Genomic DNA, 21,752 nt, shown 5'->3' with positions numbered 1-21,752 from the left:
CGCCCGGCTGCACGCGGTGGCCGGGGGCGCCGACGCCGTCGCGCGGTGGCGCGAGGCGGCGGCCGCCTGGCAGGAGACGGTGAACCTGTTCGACTTCGGCTACCGCTACGAGATGGCCCGCTCGCGCTACCGCTGGGCCGAGGCCCTGCTCGGCGCGGGGGAGCGCGAGGCCGCGGAGGTCGAGGCCGCCGAGGCGCTGTCGGAGGCCGAGGCCATGGGCGCCGCTCCGCTCGCGGAGGCGGTCCGCGCGCTGGCCCGCCGGGCCCGGCTCGACCTGCCGGGGGTGCGCCGGGCGACGACGTCGACCCTCACCGAGCGCGAGGAGGAGGTGCTCGGGCTGGTCGCGCAGGGTCTGTCGAACCGGCAGATCGGCGAGCGCCTGTTCATCTCGACCAAGACGGTCAGCGTCCACGTGTCCAACGTGCTGGCCAAGCTGGGCGCCTCGGGCCGGGCCGAGGCCGTGAGCCTCGCGCACCAGCGAGGGCTGCTCGAGGTCTGACCGAGGGCGGCAGACTACCTGCCCGGAGCAAAAGGGACACATCCGGTACATCTATCGCGCAGGCGTACTTCTCTGGCAATACTGAGCAGATGCCGACGGACCTCCAGGCGCTGCGAGACCTCGAGCACGTCGGTCTTGGCTCTCCCACCGCGGACGAGGCCTTCGACCGGTTCGCCCGGCTTGTCCGGCGCCACCTGCACGTGCCCGCCGCCGTCGTCTTCTTCGCGGGCCGGGACGGGCAGATCCTCGCGGGCGCGTCCGGCCTCCCCGAGCCCATGCAGACGGACCGGCTGCTCCAGCACCCCGGCACGGCCACGAGCATGATCACCACCCGCGGCGAGCCCGTGGTCACGGCGGACGCGCGGCGCGACCCGGCGCTGCGGGACAGCTACCTCGTGCGCGAGATGAACCTCGTCGCGCTCGCCGGCTACCCCGTCTTCGACCTGCGCGGGCGCGCGGTCGGGGCGCTGTGCGCGGTGTCGGACGCGCCGCGCGAGTGGTCGGTGGACGACCTGGATTCGCTGGCCGACCTGGCGGCGTCGTGCACGGCGGAGCTGCGGCTGCGCGCGGAGCGCGAGCGCGCGCGGCGGATCCAGGAGACCGCCGTGCGGGCCAACCGACGCAGCCGGTTCCTGCTCTCGCTGAGCGAGGCGTTCGCGAACGCGAACACGCTCGACCAGGTCGAGGAGGTGATCGTGGAGGTGGGCACCGCAGGGATCGGGGCGCGGTTCTGTGCGCTCGCGGTGGCGGACGCCGACGGCCGCGGCATCACCTACCGGTCGCTCGTCCACGCGGAGCCGCAGTTCCCGCAGCGGCTCCGCCAGGCCCGGCTCGACGACGACCGGCCGCTGTCCGTGGCCGCCCGGACCGGCAGGCCGCTGTTCTTCCGCACGGCGGAGGAGATGTACGCCTCGTTCCCGCACATGCGCGAGCACTGCAACCCGGACATCGAGGCCCGCGCGTTCCTGCCCGTCGTCACGGCGGGCGCCGTCGTGGCCGTCGTCGTGCTCGCGTGGGAGCGCGACCGCGGGCCGGACAAGGACTCGTACGCCCTGCAGACCGGTCTCGCGCACTACACCGGCCACGCGCTGGAGCGGGCGCGGCTCCTGGAGGAGCGGCGCGAGTCGGCCAAGACGCTGCAGCGCGCGATGCTCAGCCGGCTGCCCGAGGTGCCTCACCTCGACATGGCCGCGACGTACTCGCCCGCGACCCACGCCGACCAGATCGGCGGCGACTGGTACGACGCGGTCGCCGTGGACGACGACACGACGATGCTCATGATCGGTGACGTGACCGGCCACGACATGCGCGCCGCCGCGAAGATGGGCCAGCTCCGCTCGCTGCTGCGGGCGTTCGCGTGGAGCCACGACGAGTCGCCGTCCGCGCTCCTGTCCCTGCTGGACAAGGCCAACTCGGGGCTCGGGCTGCTGGCCAGCGGCACCGCCGTGGTCGCGCGGCTGGAGAAGGTCCGCGGCGCCTACCAGCTCACCTGGTCGACGGCGGGCCACCCGCCCCCGCTGGTGCTGCGCCAGGACGGCACGGTGGAGCGGCTCTCGGTGCTGCCGGACATGATGCTCGGCGTGCGGCCGACGACGAAGCGCGGCGACCACACCACCACGCTGCACCCCGGCGACACGCTGCTGCTGTACACCGACGGTCTCGCCGAGCAGCGCTGCTCGACGCCCGACCAGTGGCTCGACCGGCTCCAGAAGACGTTCGGCATGCTGGGCGACACGGCGACGGCGGCCCTGCCGGTCACGCTCGTGCGCCGCCTCGCCTCGGGCGACCAGCGCGACGACGTCGCCGTGCTCGCCGTGCGCGTGCGGGCGACCGCGCCGTCCGGCCCGCCCTCGCTCGGCCGGCCCGCGACGGCCGAGCGCAAGCTGGCTCCGTCGCTGCTCGACGTGGGACCGGCGCGCATCTGGGTCGACGACGTGCTGGAGAGCTGCGGCGTGCCGATGCCGCTGCGGCGCACCGTCATGCTGCTGACGTCGGAGGTGCTGACCAACGCCGTCGACCACGGCCAGGCGCCGTTCACCGCGACGGTCGAGGTGGACCTGGAGCGCCTGCGCGTCGGCGTGCGGGACTCGTCGACCGTCCAGCCCGAGCTGCGCGATCCCGCCGTGACGGAGTTCGGCGGCCGCGGCGTGCAGTTCCTCGAGCGCCTCGCGTCCCGCTGGGGCGTGGACAGCCACGGGGGCGGCACCGAGGGCGGGCCCACCGGACGGCACGGCGCCGCCAGGGCACGGCGGCGGGCCGGGAAGACGGTGTGGTTCGAGCTCGACCTCGCGGGCGGGTGAACTCAGCGCCCCTGATTCGGTGTGCGTCGAATGTCCGCCGCATCCCGGCCGGAGTGTCAGTGGTCGCGCGTACCGTGTGATCCATGGCACAGACAGCGTCAGAATCACGCCACGGCACCAGTGCTGCCGTGGCGGCGGACGAGCTCAGCGCCGAGCTCGAGACGTACCGCCGCGAGCTCACCGGCTACTGCTACCGGCTGCTGGGCGGCGCGTTCGACGCCGACGACGCGGTGCAGGAGACGCTCCTGCGCGCGTGGCGGTCGTACGAGCGGTTCGAGGGCCGCTCCTCGCTGCGCACGTGGCTCTACCGGATCGCCACGAACGTGTGCTTCGACCAGCTCGGTTCGAGCCGCGCCAAGCGCGAGCGCCCCATGGGGCTCGGCGCGGCGGCCGACCCGGTCGAGGAGAGCCTCGCGAACGTCCTGCCCGAGTCGGCCTGGGTCGAGCCGGTGCCGACGGACCACGTGCTGCCCGGCGCGAGCGACCCGGCCGACACGGCTGTCGCACGCGAGTCGGTCCGGCTCGCGTTCGTCGCGGCGCTCCAGCACCTGCCGGCCAAGCAGCGCGCCGTGCTCATCCTGCGCGAGGTGCTGCGGTGGCCCGCGACGGAGGTCGCCGCGCTCCTCGACACCTCGGTGGCGTCGGTGAACAGCGCGCTCCAGCGCGCGCGGGCGACGCTGGCCGACAAGGCGCCGGACCGCACGGGTGCCTCGGGGGCTCCCGCGCCGTCGACGGCGGACGAGGCCGACCTGCTCGAGCGGTACGTCGCGGCCTTCGAGCGCTACGACATGGCGGCCCTCGCCAACCTGCTGCGCGAGGACGCCGTGATGAACATGCCGCCGTACGCGATGTGGCTCGAGGGGATCGACAACATCCAGCAGTGGCTCCAGGGTCCGGGCAAGGAGTGCGAGGGGTCGCGCTGCATGCCGGTGCACGTCAACGGCACGCCGGGCTTCGCGCAGTACCGCAAGGACCCGCGGGGCGGGCACTACCCGTGGGGCATCGTCGTGCTGGAGAACGACGGGACGCACGTCACGGGCATCACCACGTTCCTCGACACGGAGAAGTGGTTCTCCCGATTCGGCCTGCCGGACCACCTCGACTGACGTTTTGGCAATACGCTGACCCGGGTGACTGTGCGATCCGTGGTGGTCGGCGTGGACCACAAGAACCCGGACCTGGCCCGGCGAGCAGCGTCGCTCGTCCAGTCCCTGGGTGGAAGCCTGATCGAGCTCGTCTGCGTGTGGGTCGACGAGACGGCGGTCCCGAACTCACGGGGCTTCACCGTGTCGGTGGACCCGGACATCGCCGTGCACAACGACGCGTACGGTGCCGACGTGCTGGCGGGCCTGCACCGGGCGATGGCCGACGTCGGGCTGCCGTGGAGCGCCCTGCGAGGCGCGGGCGACCCGGCGGCCGAGCTGGGCCGGGTCGCCGACGAGGTGGGTGCGGCGATGATCGTCGTGGGCGCGCACCGGTCGGGGCTGCGCGGCTGGACCAACAACCTCGTCGGCGGCACCGTGGCCGGCCGGCTCATCCACAACCAGCCCCGCCCCGTCGTGGTGCTCCCCGAGACGGCGCCGACGTCGTGACCGCTAGATTTTCCTCAGACCTGTCCGCCGCACCCCAGGAGGCCCGTCGCGTGGCCCGTGCACCGCACCGTGACTGGCGCTACGTGGGCCTCGTCGCGCTCGGCGGGGCCTGCGGGTCGCTCGCGCGGGTGCTGGTCGGAGCCTGGACGACCTACCTCACCGTGCCCCTGGTCGCGGCGTTCCCCGCGGCCGCCGACGCGATCCTCTGGTTCCCGCTCGGCACCCTCACCGTGAACGTGCTGGGGGCGTTCGCCCTGGGCTACCTCCTCGAGGCCCTCGCCCGGCGCGGCCGCGAGACGGTCCGACGCCGCAAGATCCGCCTCGGCATCGGCACGGGGGTGCTCGGCGGGTTCACCACGTACTCCGCGCTGGCCCTGGACACCCAGTCCCTCCTGTTCCCGCACGGGATGCCGTGGATCGCCGTGCTCTACGTGCTGCTCACGCTGGTGGGCGGCACCGCGGCCTGCCTGGGCGGCGTCGCGCTCGCCGCCCGCGTCGACCGGACCAGGAGGAGGAACCGGTGATCCACCTCCCCGCGCTCGACCTCCTGTTCTTCGCGGTCGGCGGCGGCCTCGGCGCCGCCGCCCGCTTCGTCGTCGACGGCGAGATCCGCTCCCGGCACCGCGGCGGGTTCCCGTGGGGCACCGTCGTGGTCAACGTGACCGGCTCTTTCCTCATCGGCCTGTTCTCGACGCTGGCCGCCACGCTCACGCGCCTCGCGGTGGCGGACGACGTGGCGGCCCTCGTCCAGTACTCCCTCATGGTCGGGCTGTGCGGCGGGTTCACGACGTTCTCCACCTCGACCGTGGAGTCGGTACGGCTCGCGCAGTCGGGGCGGCTGCACCTCGCGCTGGGCAACACCCTCGGCACGCTCGTCGCGACGGTGGTGGCGGTGGCGCTGGGTATCGGCGTCGGCACGGCGGTGGGCTCGCTGTTCCTGTGACGCCCCCGGCGCGGGCCCGCCGGGCGGCGTGTCGGTGGCGCGTGGCAGGCTTCCCTCCATGAGCCTCATGCTCCTCGACACCGCCTCGCTCTACTTCCGCGCCTACTACGGCGTGCCCGACTCGCTGCGCGCACCGAGCGGTGAGCCGGTCAACGCCGTCCGTGGCCTGCTGGACACGATCGCGTGGCTCGCCACGACGCACGGCCCGGACCGCATGGTGGCGTGCTGGGACGACGACTGGCGGCCCGCCTTCCGCGTCGAGGCCATCGGCAGCTACAAGGCCCACCGCGTCGCGCGCGAGGTGCCCGGCACCACGGGCGTCGAGGAGGTGCCGGAGAACCTGCTCACCCAGGTGCCGGTCATCGTCGACGTGCTCGGGGCGGCCGGCGTCGCACGCGTGGGCGTGCCGGGCTACGAGGCGGACGACGTGATCGGCACCCTGACGGAGCGCGCCGTGCGCGAGGGCACGGGCCCCGTCGACATCGTCACGGGCGACCGTGACCTGTTCCAGCTCGTCGACGACGCGGCGGGCGTCCGCGTGCTCTACCCGGCGCGCGGGGTGCGCGACCCCGACGTGGTGGACGAGCAGCGCCTCGCCGAGAAGTACGGGGTCGCGTCGGGGCAGGCCTACGCCGACATGGCCACCCTGCGCGGCGACCCGAGCGACGGCCTGCCGGGTGTGCCCGGCATCGGCGAGAAGACCGCCGCGCGCCTGCTCGAGCGGTACGGGACCCTGGCGGGCATCCTGGCCGCCCGGGACGAGGGCGACCCGGGCCTCACCGCGACGCAGCGCCGCAGGCTGCAGGAGGCGGACGCGTACCTGCGGGTCGCGCCGGTCGTCGTGCAGGTGGCGCGGGACGCGCCGGTGCCCGCGTTCGACCCGGCGGTGCCCAAGGCCCCCGCCGACCCCGACGCGCTCGACGCGCTCAGCGAGCGGTGGGGCCTGCGGTCCAGCGTGGAGCGGGTCCGGACGGCGTTCGGCTGGGCGTGAGCCGCCGTCAGGCCCCCGCCGCGGCGTCGTAGCGGTCCAGCACCACCTGGACCAGGCGCGGGTCGGCCTTCTCGGCGCCGGGCGGCCCGGCGACCGGGTCGGTGACGACGTCGGCGCCCGCCTCCAGCACCCGGTCCAGGAAGTAGCCGGGCGCGAGCAGGTACGACACCACGACGACCCGCGCGCTCCCGGTCCGCGCCGCGGCCACCGCCGCGGGCACCCGCGGTTCCGCGCCCGCGCCGTAAGCGGGGACCACGGGCCGGGCGAGCCGCTGGGCCAGCGCGCTCGCGACCTCCTCGACGGCGGCCGCGGCCGCGGGCACCGAGGAGCCCGCCGCGGCGAGCACGACGGCGTCGTCGGTCCCGAACGGACCGTGCGCCGCCTCGGCGGCGGCGTACCGGTCGGCCAGGATGTCGACGAGCAGCGGGTGCGGGCCGAGCGGCTCCGCCGCCGCGGCCACCTCTCCGGAAACGTTCGCGGCACGGACGGCCTGCGCGATGTCGTGCCGCACGTGGTACCCGGTCGAGAGCAGCAGCGGCACGACGACGGCGGCGGGGCCCGCCGCGGACCCCCGCCCCGCCGCGTCCCGCACGGCGCCCGCGAGGACCTCGCCGACCTCCGGCTGCTGCACGTCGACGAACGCCTCGCGGACGTCGAGGCCCGGCCGGGCGGCACGGACGCCGTCGAGCAGGGCGCGCACGGCGGCCTGCCCCGCGGGGTCGTCCGTCCCGTGCGACGTACCGACCAGGACTGCGGTCATGCTGTCTCCCTCTGTCTCAGCCCGTGTTCTGCAGGCCCGCCGACACACCGTTCACGGTGAGCAGCAGCAGGTGCTGCAGGCGCCCCGCGTAGTCGCCGTCCACCGCGGACCCGCCGTCCTGCCCGGTCCGCAGGCCGCGCAGGGCGCGGACCTGGAGCAGCGAGAGCGCGTCGACGTACGGCGAGCGCAGCTGCACGGCGCGGCCGAGCACGCGCTTGTTCTCCAGCGGGAACGTGTTGCCGCTGATCGTGAGCACCCACTCGCGCGTCAGGCGCAGCTCGTCGAGCACCAGCGCCGCGAGGTCGTCGCGCGAGCCCAGCGCGAGGTACTGCGCGGCGATGCGCTCGTCGGTCTTGGCGAGCGACATCTCGACGTTGTCGAGCATCGTGGCGAACAGCGGCCACTCGGCCCGCGCGGTGCGCAGCAGCTCGACGTCGCCCACCTCGGCGAGCGCCGTGCCGAGCCCGTACCAGCCGGCGAGGTTGATGCGGGCCTGCGACCAGGAGAACACCCACGGGATCGCCCGCAGGTCGTCGAGCGAGTTGACCGAGAGCCCGCGCTTGGCGGGGCGCGAGCCGATGGGCAGCAGCCCGACCTCCTCGAGCGGCGTGACCTGGGCGAACCACTGGGGGAACCCGTCGGCCTTGACCAGCTCGTGGAACCGGGCGCGCGACGTCGCGTCGAGCGCCTTGGCGAGCGGCGCGTACTTCGCGGCGGCGTTCTCGTTGACGGCCTCCACGGAGGGGGCCGACGCGAGCAGCGTCGCCGCGGCGACCTGCTCGATGTGCCGGGAGGCGATGACCGGGTCGCCGTACCGGGCGAGGATCACCTCGCCCTGCTCGGTCAGCTTGAACCGGCCGTCCACGGAGTGCGGCGGCTGCGCGAGCACGGCGCGGTTGGCGGGGCCGCCGCCACGGCCGAGCGCACCGCCACGGCCGTGGAACAGCGTGAGCCGGAGGTCGTGGGTGCGTGCCCACTCGGCGATGCGGGACTGCGCCTCGTGCAGCGCGAGCGTCGCGGCGACGGGGCCTACGTCCTTGGACGAGTCGGAGTAGCCCAGCATCACCTCGACGCGGCGGCCGTTCTCCGCGAGGCGCTTCTGCACCGCGGGCAGCGTGAGCATCGACTCGAGGATCGGCACGGAGTTCTGCAGGTCCGCGAAGGTCTCGAACAGCGGGATCGCGTCGATGACGGGCAGGCCGTCGGGGTCGTGCGCGAACGCGTGCTCGGCGAGCTCGTAGACGGCGGCCAGGTGCTCGGGCGCCTGCGTGAACGAGACGATGTACCGGCGGGCGGCCCGCTCGCCGAACCGGCGCTGGATCGCGCCGAGCGCGCGGTAGGTGTCGAGCACCTCGCGCGTGCGGTCGCTCAGCGGGCCGTCGACGCCGACCTCGCGGATCTCGGCGAGCGCCGCGGCATGGACCTGCGAGTGCTGCCGCACCTCGAGCTCGGCGAGGTGGAAGCCGAAGGTCTGCACCTGCCAGACCAGGCGCTGCAGGTCCCCGTACGCGGCGCGGGACGCACCGGCCGCCACGAGCGAGCCCTGCACGACGAGCAGGTCGGCCTCGAGCTGTTCGGCGGTCGGGTAGGCGAGGTCCGCGTCCCGCGAGCGGGTCGCGGCGATCCGCTCGGCGATCGCGAGCATGACGGCGCGGTGCGGCTCGTTGGGCGACGCCGCCTCGGCCCGGCGCGCGACGTCCTCCGAGAGCTGCCGGATCCGCCGCCACAGGGCGGTGAGCTCGGGCGACGGCGGGGTGCCGTCGGCGTCGAGCGTGAGCTTGCGGCCGGTCTCGACGGCCAGGCGCTCGAGCGCGGCGAGCGCGTGGTCGGACGCGATGGTCGCGGCCTGGCGCGTGACCTCCGCCGTGACGTTCGGGTTGCCGTCGCGGTCGCCGCCGATCCACGTCCCGAGCTTGACGAACGGCGCCGCGACCGGCGTCGCGCGGCCGGCCTCGTCGGCCAGCAGCCAGTCGTCGAGCCGCCGGTAGACGTCGCCGAAGACGTCCGCCAGGACGGCGTCGAAGACGCCCATCACGGTCTTGACCTCGTCGAGCACGGAGGGCTTGCTGGTCCGCACGGGCGCGGTGCGCCACATGGTGTCGATCTCGGCGAGCAGGCGGCGCTCGTTCTCCAGGAGGCTCACGCCGCCCAGCCGCGCGGTGTCCCGCTCGGCGAGCAGGTCGGACACGCGGCGGACCGACCCGCTGATGGCCCGGCGCCGCGCCTCGGTCGGGTGCGCCGTGAGGACGGGGCGGAACTCCAGCTCGCCGAGCCTGCGCATCGCCTCGTCCCGGCCGACCTCCTCCGTGAGCCGCGCGAAGGCGGCGGGGATGGTGTCCTCCAGGACGGCGGGGCCGGTCTGCGTCTCGGCCTCGCGGGCCCGCAGCACGCGGACCCGGTGGTACTCCTCGGCGAGGTTCGCGAGGTGGAAGTAGCACGTGAACGCACGGGCGACCTGCTCGGCGCGCTCGACCGTGAAGGACGCCACGACGGCAGCGGCCTCGTCGAGGGCGTCCGGCGACGGGTCGCCGTAGGCGCGGATGGTCAGCTCGCGGAGGCGTTCGACGTCGTCGAGGAGATCCTGGCCGCCGTCCTCGCGGAGGATCCGGCCGAGGATGCCGCCGAGCAGGCGCACGTCCTCGCGCAGGGGGTCGGGTACCTCGTGCCGGGCGGTGCCGCGGAGGGCTTGAGTTGATTCACTCACGAGCCGAAGCCTAGGCCGAGATTGCCAATGCCCGTTCACGCTGTCCGATTGTTGGTCTGGCCATGACCTGTCTCACTCTGGTTGGCTGTCTGCCTGTGACCGGCTACGACACGGAGTTCCTCGGGGTCACCGTGCCGCTCCCCGTCCCGCCGTCGGCGGTCCGTGTGCTGCACTACACGCACTTCACGGTGCTGCTCGACCCGGTCCGCCGCCTCGCGGCGGCGACGGCGTGCGCCGTCGACGGCGCGACGCTCCTCGCTCTGCCGCGCCGGGGCCGCTGGCGCCTCGACACCCGGGTGGCGGACGGCGAGCAGGCCGGCGCGGCCCTGTACGCGGGCAACCCGCTGGACCGCGGCCATCTCGTGCGCCGTCTCGACCCGGTGTGGGGCGACCCCGCGACCGCGGCCCGTGCCGACCGCGACACCTTCAGCTACCCCAACGCGGCGCCGCAGGTGAACCGGTTCAACCAGTCCAAACGGCTCTGGAACGGCCTCGAGGACCACGTGCTCGCGTACGCGGCGGCCTGGGACCACCGCATCGCCGTGCACACGGGGCCCGTGCTCGCGGCGGACGACCCGCCCTACCGCGGGGTGCGCATCCCGCGCCTGTTCTGGAAGGTCGTCGGGTGGGCCGGGCCGGGCGGCGCCCTCCAGGCCACCGCGTTCGTGCTGGACCAGACGCCCCAGCTCGACGAGGCACGCCTGTCGGAGGTGACCGCTCAGGCCGTCGCCCGGCACGACGTCCCGCCGCTCGGCCCGTACCGGACCTACCAGGTGCCCGTGCCCGACGTCGCGGCGCTCACGGGGCTCGACCTCGGCCCGCTGGTTGGTGCCGACGTGCTCGCCCGGACGGGCGCGCCCGCGGGCAGCCGGCCGCCGGACATCACCATCCACCGGCTCCCGCGGGCACGGGCGTGGTCCGAGGTGCGCACGCCCGCCGAGATCGCCCTGCCCTGAGCGTGCCGTCAGTCGCGGCCGTAGGTCTCCAGCAGGCGCAGCCAGACCTCGCTCACGGTCGGGTAGGCCGGGACGGCGTGCCAGAGGCGGTCGAGCGGCACCTCCCCCGCGACGGCGATCGTGGCCGCGTGCAGGAGCTCGGCCACGTCGGGCCCCACGGCGGTGAACCCGACGACGACCTTGCGGTCCTCGTCCACGACCATGGCGGCGCGCCCGGTGTAGCCGTCGGCGTGCAGCGACGCGCCGGCGACGGCGCCGAGGTCGTACTCGACGACACGGATGCGCAGCCCTGCCGCCTTCGCGGACGCCGCGGTGTGGCCGACGCTCGCGATCTCGGGGTCGGTGAAGATCACCTGCGGCACGGCGCGCTCGTCGGCCGTCGCCGCGTGCCTGCCCCACGGCGCGAGGTCCACGTCCCGCCCCTGGGCGCGCGCGACGATCGTGTCGCCCACGGCCCGCGCCTGGTACTTGCCCTGGTGCGTGAGCAGGGCGCGGCGGTTGACGTCGCCCGCGGCGTAGAGCCAGCCGTCACCGACCGGCTCGCCGTCGGCGCCCAGCACGCGCAGCGAGTCGTCCACGCGCAGCCAGTCGCCCGGCGTGAGGTCGACGTGGTCGAGGCCGACCGTGGCCGTGTTGGGCGTGCGGCCGGTCGCGACGAGCACCTCGTCGGTCTCGAGCACCGCGCCGTCCGGGAGGGTGATGCGGACGGTGCCGTCACCGTTCCGGTCGACGCGCTGCGGGCCGACGGACAGGTGCAGCGCCACGCCGTGCTCCTTGAGGGACTCGGCCACGTGGTCCCGCGCGAACGGCTCGACGGCGGGCAGCAGCCCGTCGCGGGCGATCAGGGTCACCTGGGAGCCGAGAGCCGCGTACGCGGTGGCCATCTCGGTGCCGACGACGCCGCCGCCGATCACCGCGAGGCGCCCGGGGACGGCCTGCGCCGAGGCCGCCTCCCTGCTGGTCCACGGGGCGGCGTCGGCCAGGCCCGGGATCTCGGGCAGGCGCGCGCTGGTGCCGGTCGCGACGACGACGGCGTGGCGCGCGTGCAGCACCGTGGTGGCGCCGGCGGCGTCCGTCACCTCGACGGTCCGGGCGGCGCTGAGGCGGCCCGTACCGCGGACGAGCGTGATGCCTGCGCTGTCGAGCCAGCCGACCTGCCCGTCGTCGTGCCAGTGCGCGGCGAACGCGTCGCGGCGGGCCAGCACGGCGGCGGTGTCGAGCTCGCCGGTCACGGCGGCCCGGGCGCCGGGGAGGCCGCGGGCGGCGCGCAGGGCGGCGGCGTCACGCAGGAGGGCCTTGGTGGGCATGCAGGCCCAGTACGAGCACTCGCCACCCACGAGCTCGCGCTCCACGATCGCGACGGTGAACCCGCCCTGGACGATGCGGTCGGCGACGTTCTCGCCGACGGGTCCCGCGCCGATGACGACGGCGTCGAAGGTCTGCTCGGTCATGTCAGCTCTCCTTCTTGGCGACGCTGTTCAGGCGGAGCGCGGAGACCAGGAAGAAGATGCCGCCGAGGGTCGCGTACCCGGCCAGCGAGGTCAGCATCGCGTTCGGGCCACCGGCCATGGCGAAGAAGCCGGAGCCGGCGAACACCGAGATGCCGCCGCTGAGGATCATCGGCCACTGGCCGCCGAGGCGGTAGCGCATGATCGCGACGACGAGCTGGACGATGCCCGCCGTGATCGCCCACACGCCCCAGACGCGCAGCACGGCGGGGATGCCGGAGGTGACGGCGACGATGATCCCGACCGTCGTCAGCAGGCTCAGCGCCATGTTGACGTACAGGCCCACCGTGGGGCGAGCGCCCTTCGTGGACCGGAAGTCGATGATCGCGGCGGCGACGTCGAACAGCGGGTACAGCACGAGCAGCGTGATGCTCACCGGCCCGAGGGCCGATCCGGTGAGGAACAGCAGCACCGCCCACACGATCGCGAAGCCGAACCGGACGAAGTAGAGGTTCCGTAGCGCGGTCGCGGTGGTTGCGGGGGATTCCGCGGTGGTCGTCATGACCTTTCCCTTCTCTGGGCCGGCTCCCGCCGGACGTCTCGGTAGACTGACTAGTTACTCTACCTAGTGCCGACGGTACACACGCGACGGCAAGGACGCAAGACCGGAAGGGGCACGTATGATCGCGACCGTGCAAGGGCCCGTACGAGACCGCCTGCTCACCGCGGCGAACGAGCTGTTCTACGCCTACGGGCTGCGTGCCGTGAGCGTCGACCGGGTGATCGAGCGCGCGGGAACCACGAAGGTGACCTTCTACCGGCACTTCCGCAGCAAGGACGAGCTCCTGGTGGCCTACCTCGAGCACCGCGCCGCGCAGGAGCGCGCGGGCGTGGACGCCGCGATCGAGCACGGCGCGGGCGACGTCGACGTCACGCTCGAGCTCATGGCGAACCACACGGGGACCATGGCGTGCGAGCCGGGTTTCCGCGGCTGCCCCTTCATCAACGCGGCCGCCGAGTACCCCGACCCGACCAGCCCGGTCCGTGTGGTCGTCGACCGGCACCGCGCGTGGTGGGCGAGCGCGTTCGAACGGCTCGTCGCGCCGCTGCGCCTCGCGGACCCGCGTGCGGTCGCGGAGGACCTCGTGCTCCTGCGGGACGGCGTCATGGTCGCCGGCTACCTCGGTGACCCCAGCCGGGTCGGCGCGTCGTTCCTGCGCAGCTGCCGCGCCGTCGTCGGCGCCGCGGAGCGCGCGTCCGCGTAGGGCCGCTGCCCGACTACCTCGCCAGGTGACTACCTCGGCGGGGGCTGTCGCCAGCTGTGCTCGGGCTCGTACCCGAGCATCCGGCGCGCCTTGTCGATGCCGAGCAGCGTCTCGCGGCCCTCGAGCGGGCGCCGGAGCGGCACGTCGGGGAACACCTCGGCCGCGAGCCCGGCCGAGTCGCGCTCCATGACGGTGTCGGCGTTCGCGATGACGAACGCCTCGAAGCCCGTGAAGTCGGCCTCCAGCGCACGACGCACCGCCTGCGCGCCGTCCCGCCCGTCGATGTAGCCCCAGAGGTTCCAGCGGCGGGCCCGGGGGTCGTCCTGCCAGGCCGGGAACTGCGCGTAGTCCTGCGGCCGCATCACGTTCGAGAACCGCAGCGCCGCGACCTTGAGCGTGGGGTCCCAGCGCGCGAAGTGGCGCGCCATCTCCTCCTCGAGCGACTTGCCCAGCGAGTAGGTGGACTGCGGCAGCACGTCGTACTCCTCGTCCACCGGGAGGTACGGCGGCGGCACGTCGAACGGCAGGCCCAGCACGGTCTCCGACGACGCGGTCACGACGTTCCGGATGCCCAGCACCTGAGCGGCTCGCAGCACGTTGTAGGTGCTCGGCACGTTGTTCCCGAACGTGGCCGCGTTCGTCGCGAGCCCGGGGGCCGGGATCGCCGAGAGGTGCACGACAGCATCGGCCGGGCGTCGCTCGTCGACACCCGACAGCAGCTCGACCACCTGGCCGAGATCCGTCAGGTCGGCCACCGTGAAGTCGCCGGGCAGGCCGCCGGGCGGCGCCACCCGGTCGGTGGCCGCCACGGAGTACCCGGCCTCCGCCAGGTGCTCCACCACGAACCGGCCGAGCTTCCCGCTCGCGCCCGTGACCACTACCCGCTGCGCCGTCGCCATGGGTCAGATCCTGCCACGCGGACGGCCCGCTCAGCCCAGGCGTTCGCGGAGCCAGGCGATGTCGGGGGCCATGTCGCCCTTGGTCTCGCAGATCACGGGCGCACCCGCCGCCGCGACCACGCCGACCAGCAGGTCCTCGGGGATGAGCCCCTGGCCGAAGTTGGTGTGCCGGTCGGCGCCCGAGCCCGCGGCGTCGCGCGAGTCGTTGGCGTGCACCAGGTCGATGCGGCCCGTGACGGCGCGGATCTGGTCGACCGCCGTCGCGAGGTCGATGCCGCCCGCCCAGGCGTGGCACGTGTCGAGCGTGAAGCCCACGTCCTGCCCGCCGTCGGCCGCCGTCACGGCCGCCCAGAGCTGCTCGATCCGCTCGAGCCGGCGCGCCATCGAGTGGTCGCCGCCCGCCGTGTTCTCGATGAGCACCGGCACGTCGGTCTCGAGGGCGTCGATCGCCTTGCGCCAGTTGTCGAAGCCCTTGGCCGGGTCGTCGTTCGCGGTGACGTGGCCGCCGTGCACCACGACGCCCTTGGCGCCGACGGCGGACGCCCCGTCCATGATCTGCTGCAGCAGCTTGCGGCTCGGGATGCGGATGCGGTTGTTGGTGGACGCCACGTTGATCACGTACGGGGCGTGCACGTAGACGTCGAGGCCCGCGGCCTCCACGTCGGCCCGGAACGCCTCCGCGCCGCCCTCGTAGGGCAGCTCCGGCACCTTCCACGCCTGCGGGTCGCTGAGGAACACCTGCACCGTGTCCGCGCCGAGGGCCTTCGCCGCTCCGACCGCGTCGGCCAGGTCCACGTGCGCGCCGATCTTCACCATGGCCCCACCATAGGGCGGGTCACCGACACGGCGGCGGGCGAGGGACGTCAGCCCAGGGCGCGGACGCCGTCCGAGGTCACGTCGAGCAGCCTGCCGTCCACGGCGACGAGCTGGAAGAGCGGGGCGGTCAGGTCGTCGACGTCGCTCGGTGAGGGCGGGGCGTCGCCCTCCCAGAGCACGTCGCCCGACGCGGCGTCGTAGGCCCGCAGCGAGAACCCCTCGCCCATCGGGGCGACCAGCAGGACGGCCCGCCCGTCCGTGAAGGCCCCCGTGACGTAGCCGATCCCGTTCCCCGGCTGCCTCCAGACGGGCTCGCCCGTCTCCAGGTCGAGGCCCAGCAGGCTCCCGTCCATGGCGTGCAGCACGACGGTCCCCCGCACCTGGGCGACGAACGTCTGGGCGCTCTCGCCCGGCACGGTCCAGCGCGGCGTGCCGTCCGGCGCGAAGGCCGCGACCGCCCCGTCCTGCGTCGCGAGCAGCGTCACAGGCCCGGTGCCGTCCGCCGTGAGCGGCTCCGTGAGGACCGGTGCGTCGGCCTCGGCGACCTGGGCGCCCGTCGCGTCGTGCAGCGTCGTCGTCCCGGTGGCCCGATGGACGACGTACCCCTCGCCGAGGCGCAGCTCCTCCGCCCACCAGCGCCCGGGCCCCTCACCCGCACCGAGCAGCAGGCCCGACGGCGTGATGCCGACCTCGACACCGCACCCGTAGAGAGTGATCAGCCGGTCGCTGACCGCGGCGTCGAACGTCTCCGTCTCGACGAGTCCGTTCTCGGAGGCGCTCCGCTCGCGCCCCCACGGCTCCTCGAACCAGCCGGAGCACCGGTCGACCGGCGTCCGCCGGAACGGCACGTCCACGGTCCAGCGCTCCTCGCCCGTGGCGGCGTCCTCGGCACGGACCACGACGCCGCGTCCCGCCGTGACGCTGCCGGTGCACCCGGCGTCCACGGTGCACCGCACCTCCGTGAGATCGACCTCTGCGAGCGGCCCGACCCGCTCTGCCCGCAGGAGCGTGCCGCCAGGACCGGGCCGCGGCGCTCCGTACCGGTCGTCGTCCGCGGGGTCGAGCGCGCGCTCCGCGGAGATCGAGCCGTCCGGCTCGACCACCCGGAGCGTCCGCTCACCCGGCGACCCCGCCACGCAGACCAGGCGGCGCACCTCGACGTCCGCCCGCCCCGGCAGACCCAGCGGGCCGCACACCGGGTCCGTGCCGAGATCCACCGACCAGGCCTCGTCGCCGGACGCCGGGTCGAGCGCGACCAGACGGTCGCCCGAGGGGAGCACGAGCCAGTCGCCCAGCACGGCGACGAGCGAGTCCTGGAAGGCGAAGGACTGCTGGGGGCCGACCCTGCCCTCCCACGCCCACAGCTCCTCGAGCGGGTCCGTGAGGTCCGCGACGCCACCCCGGAGCTCCCGCACCCGCTCGTAGCGGGCCGCCTCCCGTGTGCTCTCGACCGCCACCCCGGTGCCCAGCGCGACGGCGAGCACGGCAGCGACCGGCCCGACGACCCGCAGGTACCGGTCGCGCAGAGGCGGCTCGGGCGGCGGGGCGGCCGTGTCGGCGGCGGGCTCCGGCGGCGCACCGGAGCCCGCGGACGCGACCCCCGCGTCGTCCGCGTCGCCCTCCACCAGGTCGAACACGTAGGCGTCGCCCTGGCCCGGCTCCCGTGCCATGGCACAACGGTATGTCGGGGCGGTCGCGGTTTCACACGAGACCGCGCACACCTCGCGAGGTGACCTCCAGCAGGTGCCCGTCCACGGCGACGAGCCCCCCGAAGACGTCGGGACCGCCACGGCCCGCCCCGGCTCGTGGCTGCGGGGCGCCGCCCTCCCGGTGCCACACGACCTCGCCCGTGCCCGCGTCGAGCGCCACCTGGGTGCGGGCGACGCCGGCGCCGCCCTCCCCGACGAGCAGCACCGTCTCGCCGTCGGTGAGGGCCTGGAGCACCGACGCCGTGCCGAAGTACCCGCCGTCCCCGGCCTCGCCGTCGACCGAGCCGTCCCACAGCCAGCGCTCCTCGCCCGTGGCGAGGTCGAGGCCCCGCACCGTCCCCGCGCCCGTCGTGACCACCGCTGTGTCACCGACCTGGGCGAGGAACTCCTGGCCGCCCGACTGCAGCACGACGTCCCAGCGCGGTGCGCCGTCCGCGTCGTAGGCCCGCAGACGCCGCGCGGGCTCGTCGATCGCGAGCACCGTGCCCGGCCCCTGCCCGTCCGACACGCGCGGCGCGAGCGGGTAGCCGGTGAGCCGGCCGACCAGGGAGCCGTCGGCCGCGTGCAGCGTGGCACGGGGCACGCCGTCGAACCGGACGACGGCGTACCCCGCGCCGAGGCGCCCGGTCCCGCCCAGGCCGGGGGCGACGTCGGTGCCGAGCACGGCGCCGTCCGGCGTGACGGCGGCCTGCACCCCGCAGCCGTACAGCTCGACGAGCCCCGGCGCCACACGCGCGCCGAACGTGTCGGGCGCGAGCTGCCCGCTGAGGACGAGCCGGCTGTCCGAACCGCCCCAGGCGGCGTCGTAGGTCGCGGTGCACTGCACGGCGTCCGCCGGCCGGAAGGGGACGGTCACGGTCCAGCGCTCCGCGCCCGTGACCGCGTCCTCGGCGCGCAGCACCAGGTCACGGCCCGCGCGGATCGTCCCCGAGCACTCCCCCGCCGGGGTGCAGGTGGCGTCGCCCAGGTCGACGTCCGACACCGGGCCGACGCGCCGGGCGCGCAGGACCGTGCCGTCCGGGCCGGTGTGCGCCGCGCCGTACCGCCGGGCGTCCTCGAGGTCCAGCGCCCGCGGCGGAGCGAGCGCGCCGTCGGGTCCGACGGCCACGGCCTCCTGCTCGACGCCGACGCCCTGCACGCACACGAGCGCGGGCGTCGACAGGTCGGCCCCACGCGGCGAGGCCGTCGGGCCGCAGTCGGCGTCGGGCCGGAGCGGCACCGTCCAGGCCACCGCGCCCGACGCCGGGTCGAGCGCGACCAGCCCGTCGTCGGACCGCACGGCCAGGACGTCGCCGAGCACGGCCGCGTCGGTCGGGCTGTCACCGGGGCCGACGACCCCGCTCCAGGCCCAGTCCTCCGCGAGCGGCGAGGACAGGTCGGCGACGCCGCCCGGCACGTCCCGCATCCGCTCCCTGCGCGCGTCGTCCCGGAGCCCGTCGACCGCGACGCCGGTACCCAGGGCGACCGCGAGGACCGCGGCGACCGGCAGGGCGAGGCGCCGGAACCGGCCCGGGTCGGACGGCGGCACCGCTCCGGGCGGGACGCCCGGGTCGGCGCCGGCCCCGGCGTCCGGGTCGGCGGCCGGCTCCGCGTCCCCGGCAGCGTCCGTCGGCGCGTCGTCCTCGACCAGGTCGAAGACGTACGCGTCGCCGTCGTCGGGGTCGCGTGCCATGCCGCAGAGCGTAGTGCGGGCGGGCGGACCCGCCTCAGCCCAGCCCGCGCAGGCCGGTGCCGGAGACCTCGACGAGCCGGCCGCCGACCGCGACCACCGTGCCGTCGAGCCCGGTGCGCCACCGCTCGGTGCCGGTCGCGAGGTCGAGCGCCACAAGCCGGCCGGTCCCCGGCAGCTCCCGCGGCCAGAACGCGACGGCGACGGTCTCCCCGTCGGTGACGGCCCGGAAGGCGGACTGGTTGCGCGGCTCGTCCTCCCCCCAGGTCCACAGCTCGGCGCCGGTGACGCGGTCCAGGCCGGCGATCGCCGAGCCACGCTCCAGGACGACCGCGTCCCGCGTGTCGAGCAGCACGCGCGCGAGGTACCGCTCCGTCCACGCGACGGTGCCGTCCTCACGGACGGCGTCGAACCCCTCCACCGCCGAGCCGCCGAGGAACCACAGCGGCTCGGGCACGTCCGGCGTCGCTGGCGCCGGGTTGACGAACCCGTCGAACTCCATGACGACCTCGCCGTCCTGGTCCACCAGCGCGCCGCGGCCGGTGGAGGTCTCGACGGTGAACCGGCCCTGCCCGAGCTCCCGCACCCAGGGCAGCTCCCCGTCGAGGCCCTCCACGGCACGGTCGATCCGGGTCCCGGTCGGTGTGAACGTGGCCTGCACACCGCACCCCTCCAGGGAGAAGCTCGAGCCGGCCGTGTTGACGAAGGTGCGGTCGGGCTCGACGAGCGTGTGCTCGCCGGGCGCGAGCGACGTGCACGCGATCGACTCGGTCGGGACGAACTCGACCTCCGCGCGCCGGCGTTCGGCGCCCGTCGCGGCGTCCTCCGTGACCACCACCACGTCCCGCCCGTCCGTCAGCGTCTCCGGCGTGCAGGTGCCGGCGCCGTCGCACACGACGTCCGCCGGCGGCGGCCCGGTGCGGCGCACCCGGACGACGCTCCCGTCCGGCCCGGGGTACGCCGTCTCGCCCTCCGCCTCGTCGGCCGGCCGGGTGCGCGTCGTGCCGTCCGCGCCGATCGCCACGATCTCCCGCTCGCCGGCCGGGCCGTGCACGCAGGTGAGCACGTCCGTGGTCAGCGTCGCGTCGTACCCGGCCGGCGCGCAGACCGTGTCCTCGCCCACCGGCACGCGCCACGCGATCTCGCCGGACGCGGGGTCGACGGCGACGACGCCGTCGAACCCCGGGGGCCCCTGACCCGGCTCGGCGCCGCCCTGGACGGAGTAGTCGTACGGCGTGGCCGGGGGCAGCACCAGCAGCCCGCCCATGACGACGGCCTGCTGGTCGAGACCGGGAGCGACCGAGGCCCCGCGGTCGTCGTACGGCAGGGACCACGTCTCCTCCGGCGGGCTCGCGAGCGAGGCGACGCCGACCGGCGACCCGCTCATGAGCTCCGCCCGCCGCTGGTCGCGCACGAGGTCGACCGCCGTGAGGGTCACCGCGACGGTGACGACGACGGCCCCGGCCCGCAGCCAGGTGCGCCGGGACAGCCGGGGCAGCCGGGGCAGGCGCGCCGCGCGCTCGCCCGCCGCCTCCTCGGCCTCGTGGCTCTCCGGACGGTCGTCGGCCACGCCCTCCACGCCGTCCTCGACCAGGTCGAAGACGACGGGTTCCTCCCGGTCCGGGCGCGACATGCCGGGAGCCTACCCGGAGCTCCCGGGCGGCCGGTCAGCCCAGGCCGACGACGCCGTGCTGCGTGATCTGCGCCAGGTAGCCGTCGACGCTCTCGATCTGCGTGTACGGCGTCTCCTGGTCGATCTCCCACCGCACCGAACCGTCACCGAGGTCGATCGCGACGAGGCGCAGACCGGACTCCGCACCCTGCGGGTCGGCGGCCACGGGCAGCAGCAGCACGTCGCCGTCGGTGTACGCACCGAAGACCGAGGAGCTCACGCCACCGAACATGCCCTGCAGGCCGATCTCCTGCGGGTCGATCGCCCACCGCTCGGCCCCCGTGCCCAGGTCGACCGCGCGCAGCGCGCCGAGCTCGTCCACGAGCACCGCGGTGCCCGACGCGGTCACGAGCAGGTCGCTCGACCGCAGCAGCCGCGCGGTCCAGAGTGCCTGCCCGGCATCGTCCTCGTCGGTCGACAGCGCGACCGTGTTCAGCCCGGCGCGCACCAGGAGCAGGCGCGGGTCGCGGCCGTCGGTCGCCCACGGCACGAGCGCCCGGCCGCCCAGCCGGACGGTCTCGCCGTGCGGCAGGTGCGCCACCTCGTGCGGCGACGCGGACTCCCGGGTGTCCTCGTCCGCCGTGTCCGGCCCCACCCAGCCGCCGGCGGGCAGGGCGGTGAACCGGCTCGAGGAGCCGACGCCGACCGGGTCGTCGGTGTCGTCGTCCGGCCCGTCGACCCGGGTGCCGTCGAGCAGGAACGCCGCGGCGACGCCGCACCCCTCGAGCTCGAGGACCCCGTGCTGCAGGCTCGCGCCGAGGCCGCCGCCGACGTCGAGCCGGGGCACGGGGGCCGCGTCGCCGTCCTGGTGGTAGGTGACGCAGTCGTTCGCGTCCGGCCTCCCGGCGGCCAGGGTCTCGCTCCAGCGCTCCGCGCCGGTCGCCGCGTCCTCCACCCGGACGGTCACGTCCGGGGCGGTGAACCCCTGGGGCAGGTGGGCGGCCCCGGTCTTGTCGACGACCAGCGACCTCGGCTCGGGCACGTCGCCGACGAGGTCGAGGAGGACCAGCGTGCCGTCCGGCCCCGGCAGCACGCGGGCCGCCGGGTCGAGCTCGCGCGTCGTGGCCGCGCCGTCGCGGTCCACGACGGTGACGGTCCGCGCCTCGTCCGCCGGGTCCGCGGGGACGGTCGTGCAGACGAGCGGGTCCGACGGCGGTGTCGTCGCCGGACCGCCGATGCCGAGCCACGGGGCCGGGCCGCAGATCGCGCCGGGCTCGACGTCGACCGACCACCGCACGTCCCCCGACGCCGGGTCGAGGCCCTGGACCTTCCCGCCCCCGACGACCGCGAGCACGCCGGGCATCTCGATCAGCGTCGAGGTGATCGGGTCCTCGAGGTCGAGCGACCACAGCTCGGCCGGCTTCTCCGCGAGGCTCCGCACGCCGCCCGGCGCCGCGACGAGGTCCCGGAACCGCAGGCGCGCGTCGACGAGGGCCGCGGCGGCGACCGCGAGCACGACGACGACAGCGACCCCGCCCACCAGCAGCGCCCGGCCCCTGCGGCTCTCGGGCACCCGGCGGCGCACCGCC

The 21,752-nt window shown here is 75.2% G+C and carries 19 protein-coding genes; 9 read left to right on the top strand and 10 right to left on the bottom strand.

Going from position 1 to position 21,752, the window contains the following annotated elements; translation table 11 throughout:
• The 7 genes from HLB15_RS24305 to HLB15_RS15630 all read left to right on the top strand — a co-directional run.
• Positions 1-499: helix-turn-helix transcriptional regulator (locus tag HLB15_RS24305; protein WP_249360218.1), on the top strand; the 499-nt coding region annotated here is incomplete at its 5' end.
• An 89-nt stretch (positions 500-588) separates the two neighbouring features.
• A complete protein-coding gene (locus HLB15_RS15655) occupies positions 589-2,799 on the top strand; it encodes a SpoIIE family protein phosphatase (protein ID WP_171106696.1) in 2,211 nt (736 codons plus the stop codon).
• Positions 2,800-2,882: 83 nt separating this feature from the next.
• On the top strand, positions 2,883-3,905 hold the full coding sequence (locus tag HLB15_RS15650; RefSeq protein ID WP_171106695.1) for a sigma-70 family RNA polymerase sigma factor: 1,023 nt from the start codon (positions 2,883-2,885) through the stop codon (positions 3,903-3,905).
• 24 nt (positions 3,906-3,929) lie between these two features.
• On the top strand, positions 3,930-4,391 hold the full coding sequence (locus HLB15_RS15645; protein WP_171106694.1) for a universal stress protein: 462 nt from the start codon (positions 3,930-3,932) through the stop codon (positions 4,389-4,391).
• Between the two features lie 50 nt (positions 4,392-4,441).
• Positions 4,442-4,915 carry a fluoride efflux transporter FluC gene (locus HLB15_RS15640; RefSeq protein ID WP_171106693.1) on the top strand — a complete coding sequence of 158 codons (474 nt, stop codon included), beginning with the start codon at positions 4,442-4,444 and terminating at the stop codon, positions 4,913-4,915.
• Complete coding sequence (locus HLB15_RS15635; protein WP_229784907.1) at positions 4,912-5,334, top strand: fluoride efflux transporter FluC; 423 nt, start codon at positions 4,912-4,914, stop codon at positions 5,332-5,334. The genes HLB15_RS15640 and HLB15_RS15635 overlap by 4 nt, the downstream gene beginning before the upstream one ends.
• Positions 5,335-5,392: 58 nt before the next feature.
• Positions 5,393-6,325, top strand: coding sequence for a 5'-3' exonuclease (locus HLB15_RS15630; protein WP_171106692.1), 933 nt, complete (start codon positions 5,393-5,395; stop codon positions 6,323-6,325).
• Between the two features lie 7 nt (positions 6,326-6,332).
• Here HLB15_RS15630 and HLB15_RS15625 read toward each other — a convergent pair whose 3' ends face one another.
• Together HLB15_RS15625 and HLB15_RS15620 are read right to left on the bottom strand one after the other, a co-directional pair.
• Positions 6,333-7,085, bottom strand: coding sequence for a sirohydrochlorin chelatase (locus HLB15_RS15625; protein WP_171106691.1), 753 nt, complete (start codon positions 7,083-7,085; stop codon positions 6,333-6,335).
• A gap of 16 nt (positions 7,086-7,101) precedes the next feature.
• Positions 7,102-9,789, bottom strand: coding sequence for a phosphoenolpyruvate carboxylase (locus tag HLB15_RS15620; protein ID WP_171106690.1), 2,688 nt, complete (start codon positions 9,787-9,789; stop codon positions 7,102-7,104).
• A 95-nt stretch (positions 9,790-9,884) separates the two neighbouring features.
• Between HLB15_RS15620 and HLB15_RS15615 the strand changes: the two genes are divergently transcribed.
• The gene (locus HLB15_RS15615; protein ID WP_229784908.1) at positions 9,885-10,745 is read left to right on the top strand and encodes a DNA/RNA non-specific endonuclease; all 861 of its coding nucleotides are present in this window, start codon (positions 9,885-9,887) and stop codon (positions 10,743-10,745) included.
• 8 nt (positions 10,746-10,753) lie between these two features.
• On the opposite strand, the gene HLB15_RS15610 is transcribed toward HLB15_RS15615, so the two are convergent.
• The gene (locus HLB15_RS15610) at positions 10,754-12,196 is read right to left on the bottom strand and encodes a dihydrolipoyl dehydrogenase family protein (RefSeq protein ID WP_171106688.1); all 1,443 of its coding nucleotides are present in this window, start codon (positions 12,194-12,196) and stop codon (positions 10,754-10,756) included.
• Between the two features lies 1 nt (position 12,197).
• Complete coding sequence (locus tag HLB15_RS15605; protein WP_171106687.1) at positions 12,198-12,755, bottom strand: hypothetical protein; 558 nt, start codon at positions 12,753-12,755, stop codon at positions 12,198-12,200.
• Between the two features lie 118 nt (positions 12,756-12,873).
• On the opposite strand from HLB15_RS15605, the gene HLB15_RS15600 reads away from it, so the two are divergent.
• On the top strand, positions 12,874-13,458 hold the full coding sequence (locus HLB15_RS15600; protein WP_171106686.1) for a TetR/AcrR family transcriptional regulator: 585 nt from the start codon (positions 12,874-12,876) through the stop codon (positions 13,456-13,458).
• A 29-nt stretch (positions 13,459-13,487) separates the two neighbouring features.
• Here HLB15_RS15600 and HLB15_RS15595 read toward each other — a convergent pair whose 3' ends face one another.
• The 6 genes from HLB15_RS15595 to HLB15_RS15570 form a co-directional block, all read right to left on the bottom strand.
• The gene (locus HLB15_RS15595; RefSeq protein ID WP_171106685.1) at positions 13,488-14,357 is read right to left on the bottom strand and encodes an NAD-dependent epimerase/dehydratase family protein; all 870 of its coding nucleotides are present in this window, start codon (positions 14,355-14,357) and stop codon (positions 13,488-13,490) included.
• A gap of 30 nt (positions 14,358-14,387) precedes the next feature.
• Positions 14,388-15,173 carry a deoxyribonuclease IV gene (locus HLB15_RS15590; protein ID WP_171106684.1) on the bottom strand — a complete coding sequence of 262 codons (786 nt, stop codon included), beginning with the start codon at positions 15,171-15,173 and terminating at the stop codon, positions 14,388-14,390.
• A 47-nt stretch (positions 15,174-15,220) separates the two neighbouring features.
• Positions 15,221-16,843 carry an outer membrane protein assembly factor BamB family protein gene (locus HLB15_RS15585; RefSeq protein ID WP_171106683.1) on the bottom strand — a complete coding sequence of 541 codons (1,623 nt, stop codon included), beginning with the start codon at positions 16,841-16,843 and terminating at the stop codon, positions 15,221-15,223.
• A 31-nt stretch (positions 16,844-16,874) separates the two neighbouring features.
• On the bottom strand, positions 16,875-18,554 hold the full coding sequence (locus tag HLB15_RS15580) for an outer membrane protein assembly factor BamB family protein (protein WP_171106682.1): 1,680 nt from the start codon (positions 18,552-18,554) through the stop codon (positions 16,875-16,877).
• Between the two features lie 34 nt (positions 18,555-18,588).
• Positions 18,589-20,184, bottom strand: coding sequence for an outer membrane protein assembly factor BamB family protein (locus tag HLB15_RS23800; protein ID WP_212759942.1), 1,596 nt, complete (start codon positions 20,182-20,184; stop codon positions 18,589-18,591).
• A gap of 34 nt (positions 20,185-20,218) precedes the next feature.
• The coding region (locus HLB15_RS15570; RefSeq protein WP_171106681.1) for an outer membrane protein assembly factor BamB family protein at positions 20,219-21,752 on the bottom strand (1,534 nt) is incomplete at its 5' end.

Source organism: Promicromonospora citrea (genome assembly GCF_013004695.1).
GTDB lineage: Bacteria > Actinomycetota > Actinomycetes > Actinomycetales > Cellulomonadaceae > Promicromonospora > Promicromonospora citrea.
The sequence above is the reverse complement of the archived record's forward strand: the minus strand, read 5'-3'. Positions and strand labels throughout refer to the sequence as shown.

What these genes read in the sequence shown, in the direction of transcription:
- HLB15_RS15610 (WP_171106688.1), bottom strand. Translation starts at nt 12,196, where the DNA reads ATGACCGAGCAGACCTTCGACGCCGTCGTCATCGGCGCGGGACCCGTC.
- HLB15_RS15595 (WP_171106685.1), bottom strand. Translation starts at nt 14,357, where the DNA reads ATGGCGACGGCGCAGCGGGTAGTGGTCACGGGCGCGAGCGGGAAGCTC.
- HLB15_RS15580 (WP_171106682.1), bottom strand. Translation starts at nt 18,554, where the DNA reads ATGGCACGCGACCCCGACGACGGCGACGCGTACGTCTTCGACCTGGTC.
- HLB15_RS15625 (WP_171106691.1), bottom strand. Translation starts at nt 7,085, where the DNA reads ATGACCGCAGTCCTGGTCGGTACGTCGCACGGGACGGACGACCCCGCG.
- HLB15_RS15650 (WP_171106695.1), top strand. Translation starts at nt 2,883, where the DNA reads ATGGCACAGACAGCGTCAGAATCACGCCACGGCACCAGTGCTGCCGTG.
- HLB15_RS15590 (WP_171106684.1), bottom strand. Translation starts at nt 15,173, where the DNA reads ATGGTGAAGATCGGCGCGCACGTGGACCTGGCCGACGCGGTCGGAGCG.
- HLB15_RS23800 (WP_212759942.1), bottom strand. Translation starts at nt 20,184, where the DNA reads ATGTCGCGCCCGGACCGGGAGGAACCCGTCGTCTTCGACCTGGTCGAG.
- HLB15_RS15655 (WP_171106696.1), top strand. Translation starts at nt 589, where the DNA reads ATGCCGACGGACCTCCAGGCGCTGCGAGACCTCGAGCACGTCGGTCTT.
- HLB15_RS15630 (WP_171106692.1), top strand. Translation starts at nt 5,393, where the DNA reads ATGAGCCTCATGCTCCTCGACACCGCCTCGCTCTACTTCCGCGCCTAC.
- HLB15_RS15585 (WP_171106683.1), bottom strand. Translation starts at nt 16,843, where the DNA reads ATGGCACGGGAGCCGGGCCAGGGCGACGCCTACGTGTTCGACCTGGTG.
- HLB15_RS15605 (WP_171106687.1), bottom strand. Translation starts at nt 12,755, where the DNA reads ATGACGACCACCGCGGAATCCCCCGCAACCACCGCGACCGCGCTACGG.
- HLB15_RS15600 (WP_171106686.1), top strand. Translation starts at nt 12,874, where the DNA reads ATGATCGCGACCGTGCAAGGGCCCGTACGAGACCGCCTGCTCACCGCG.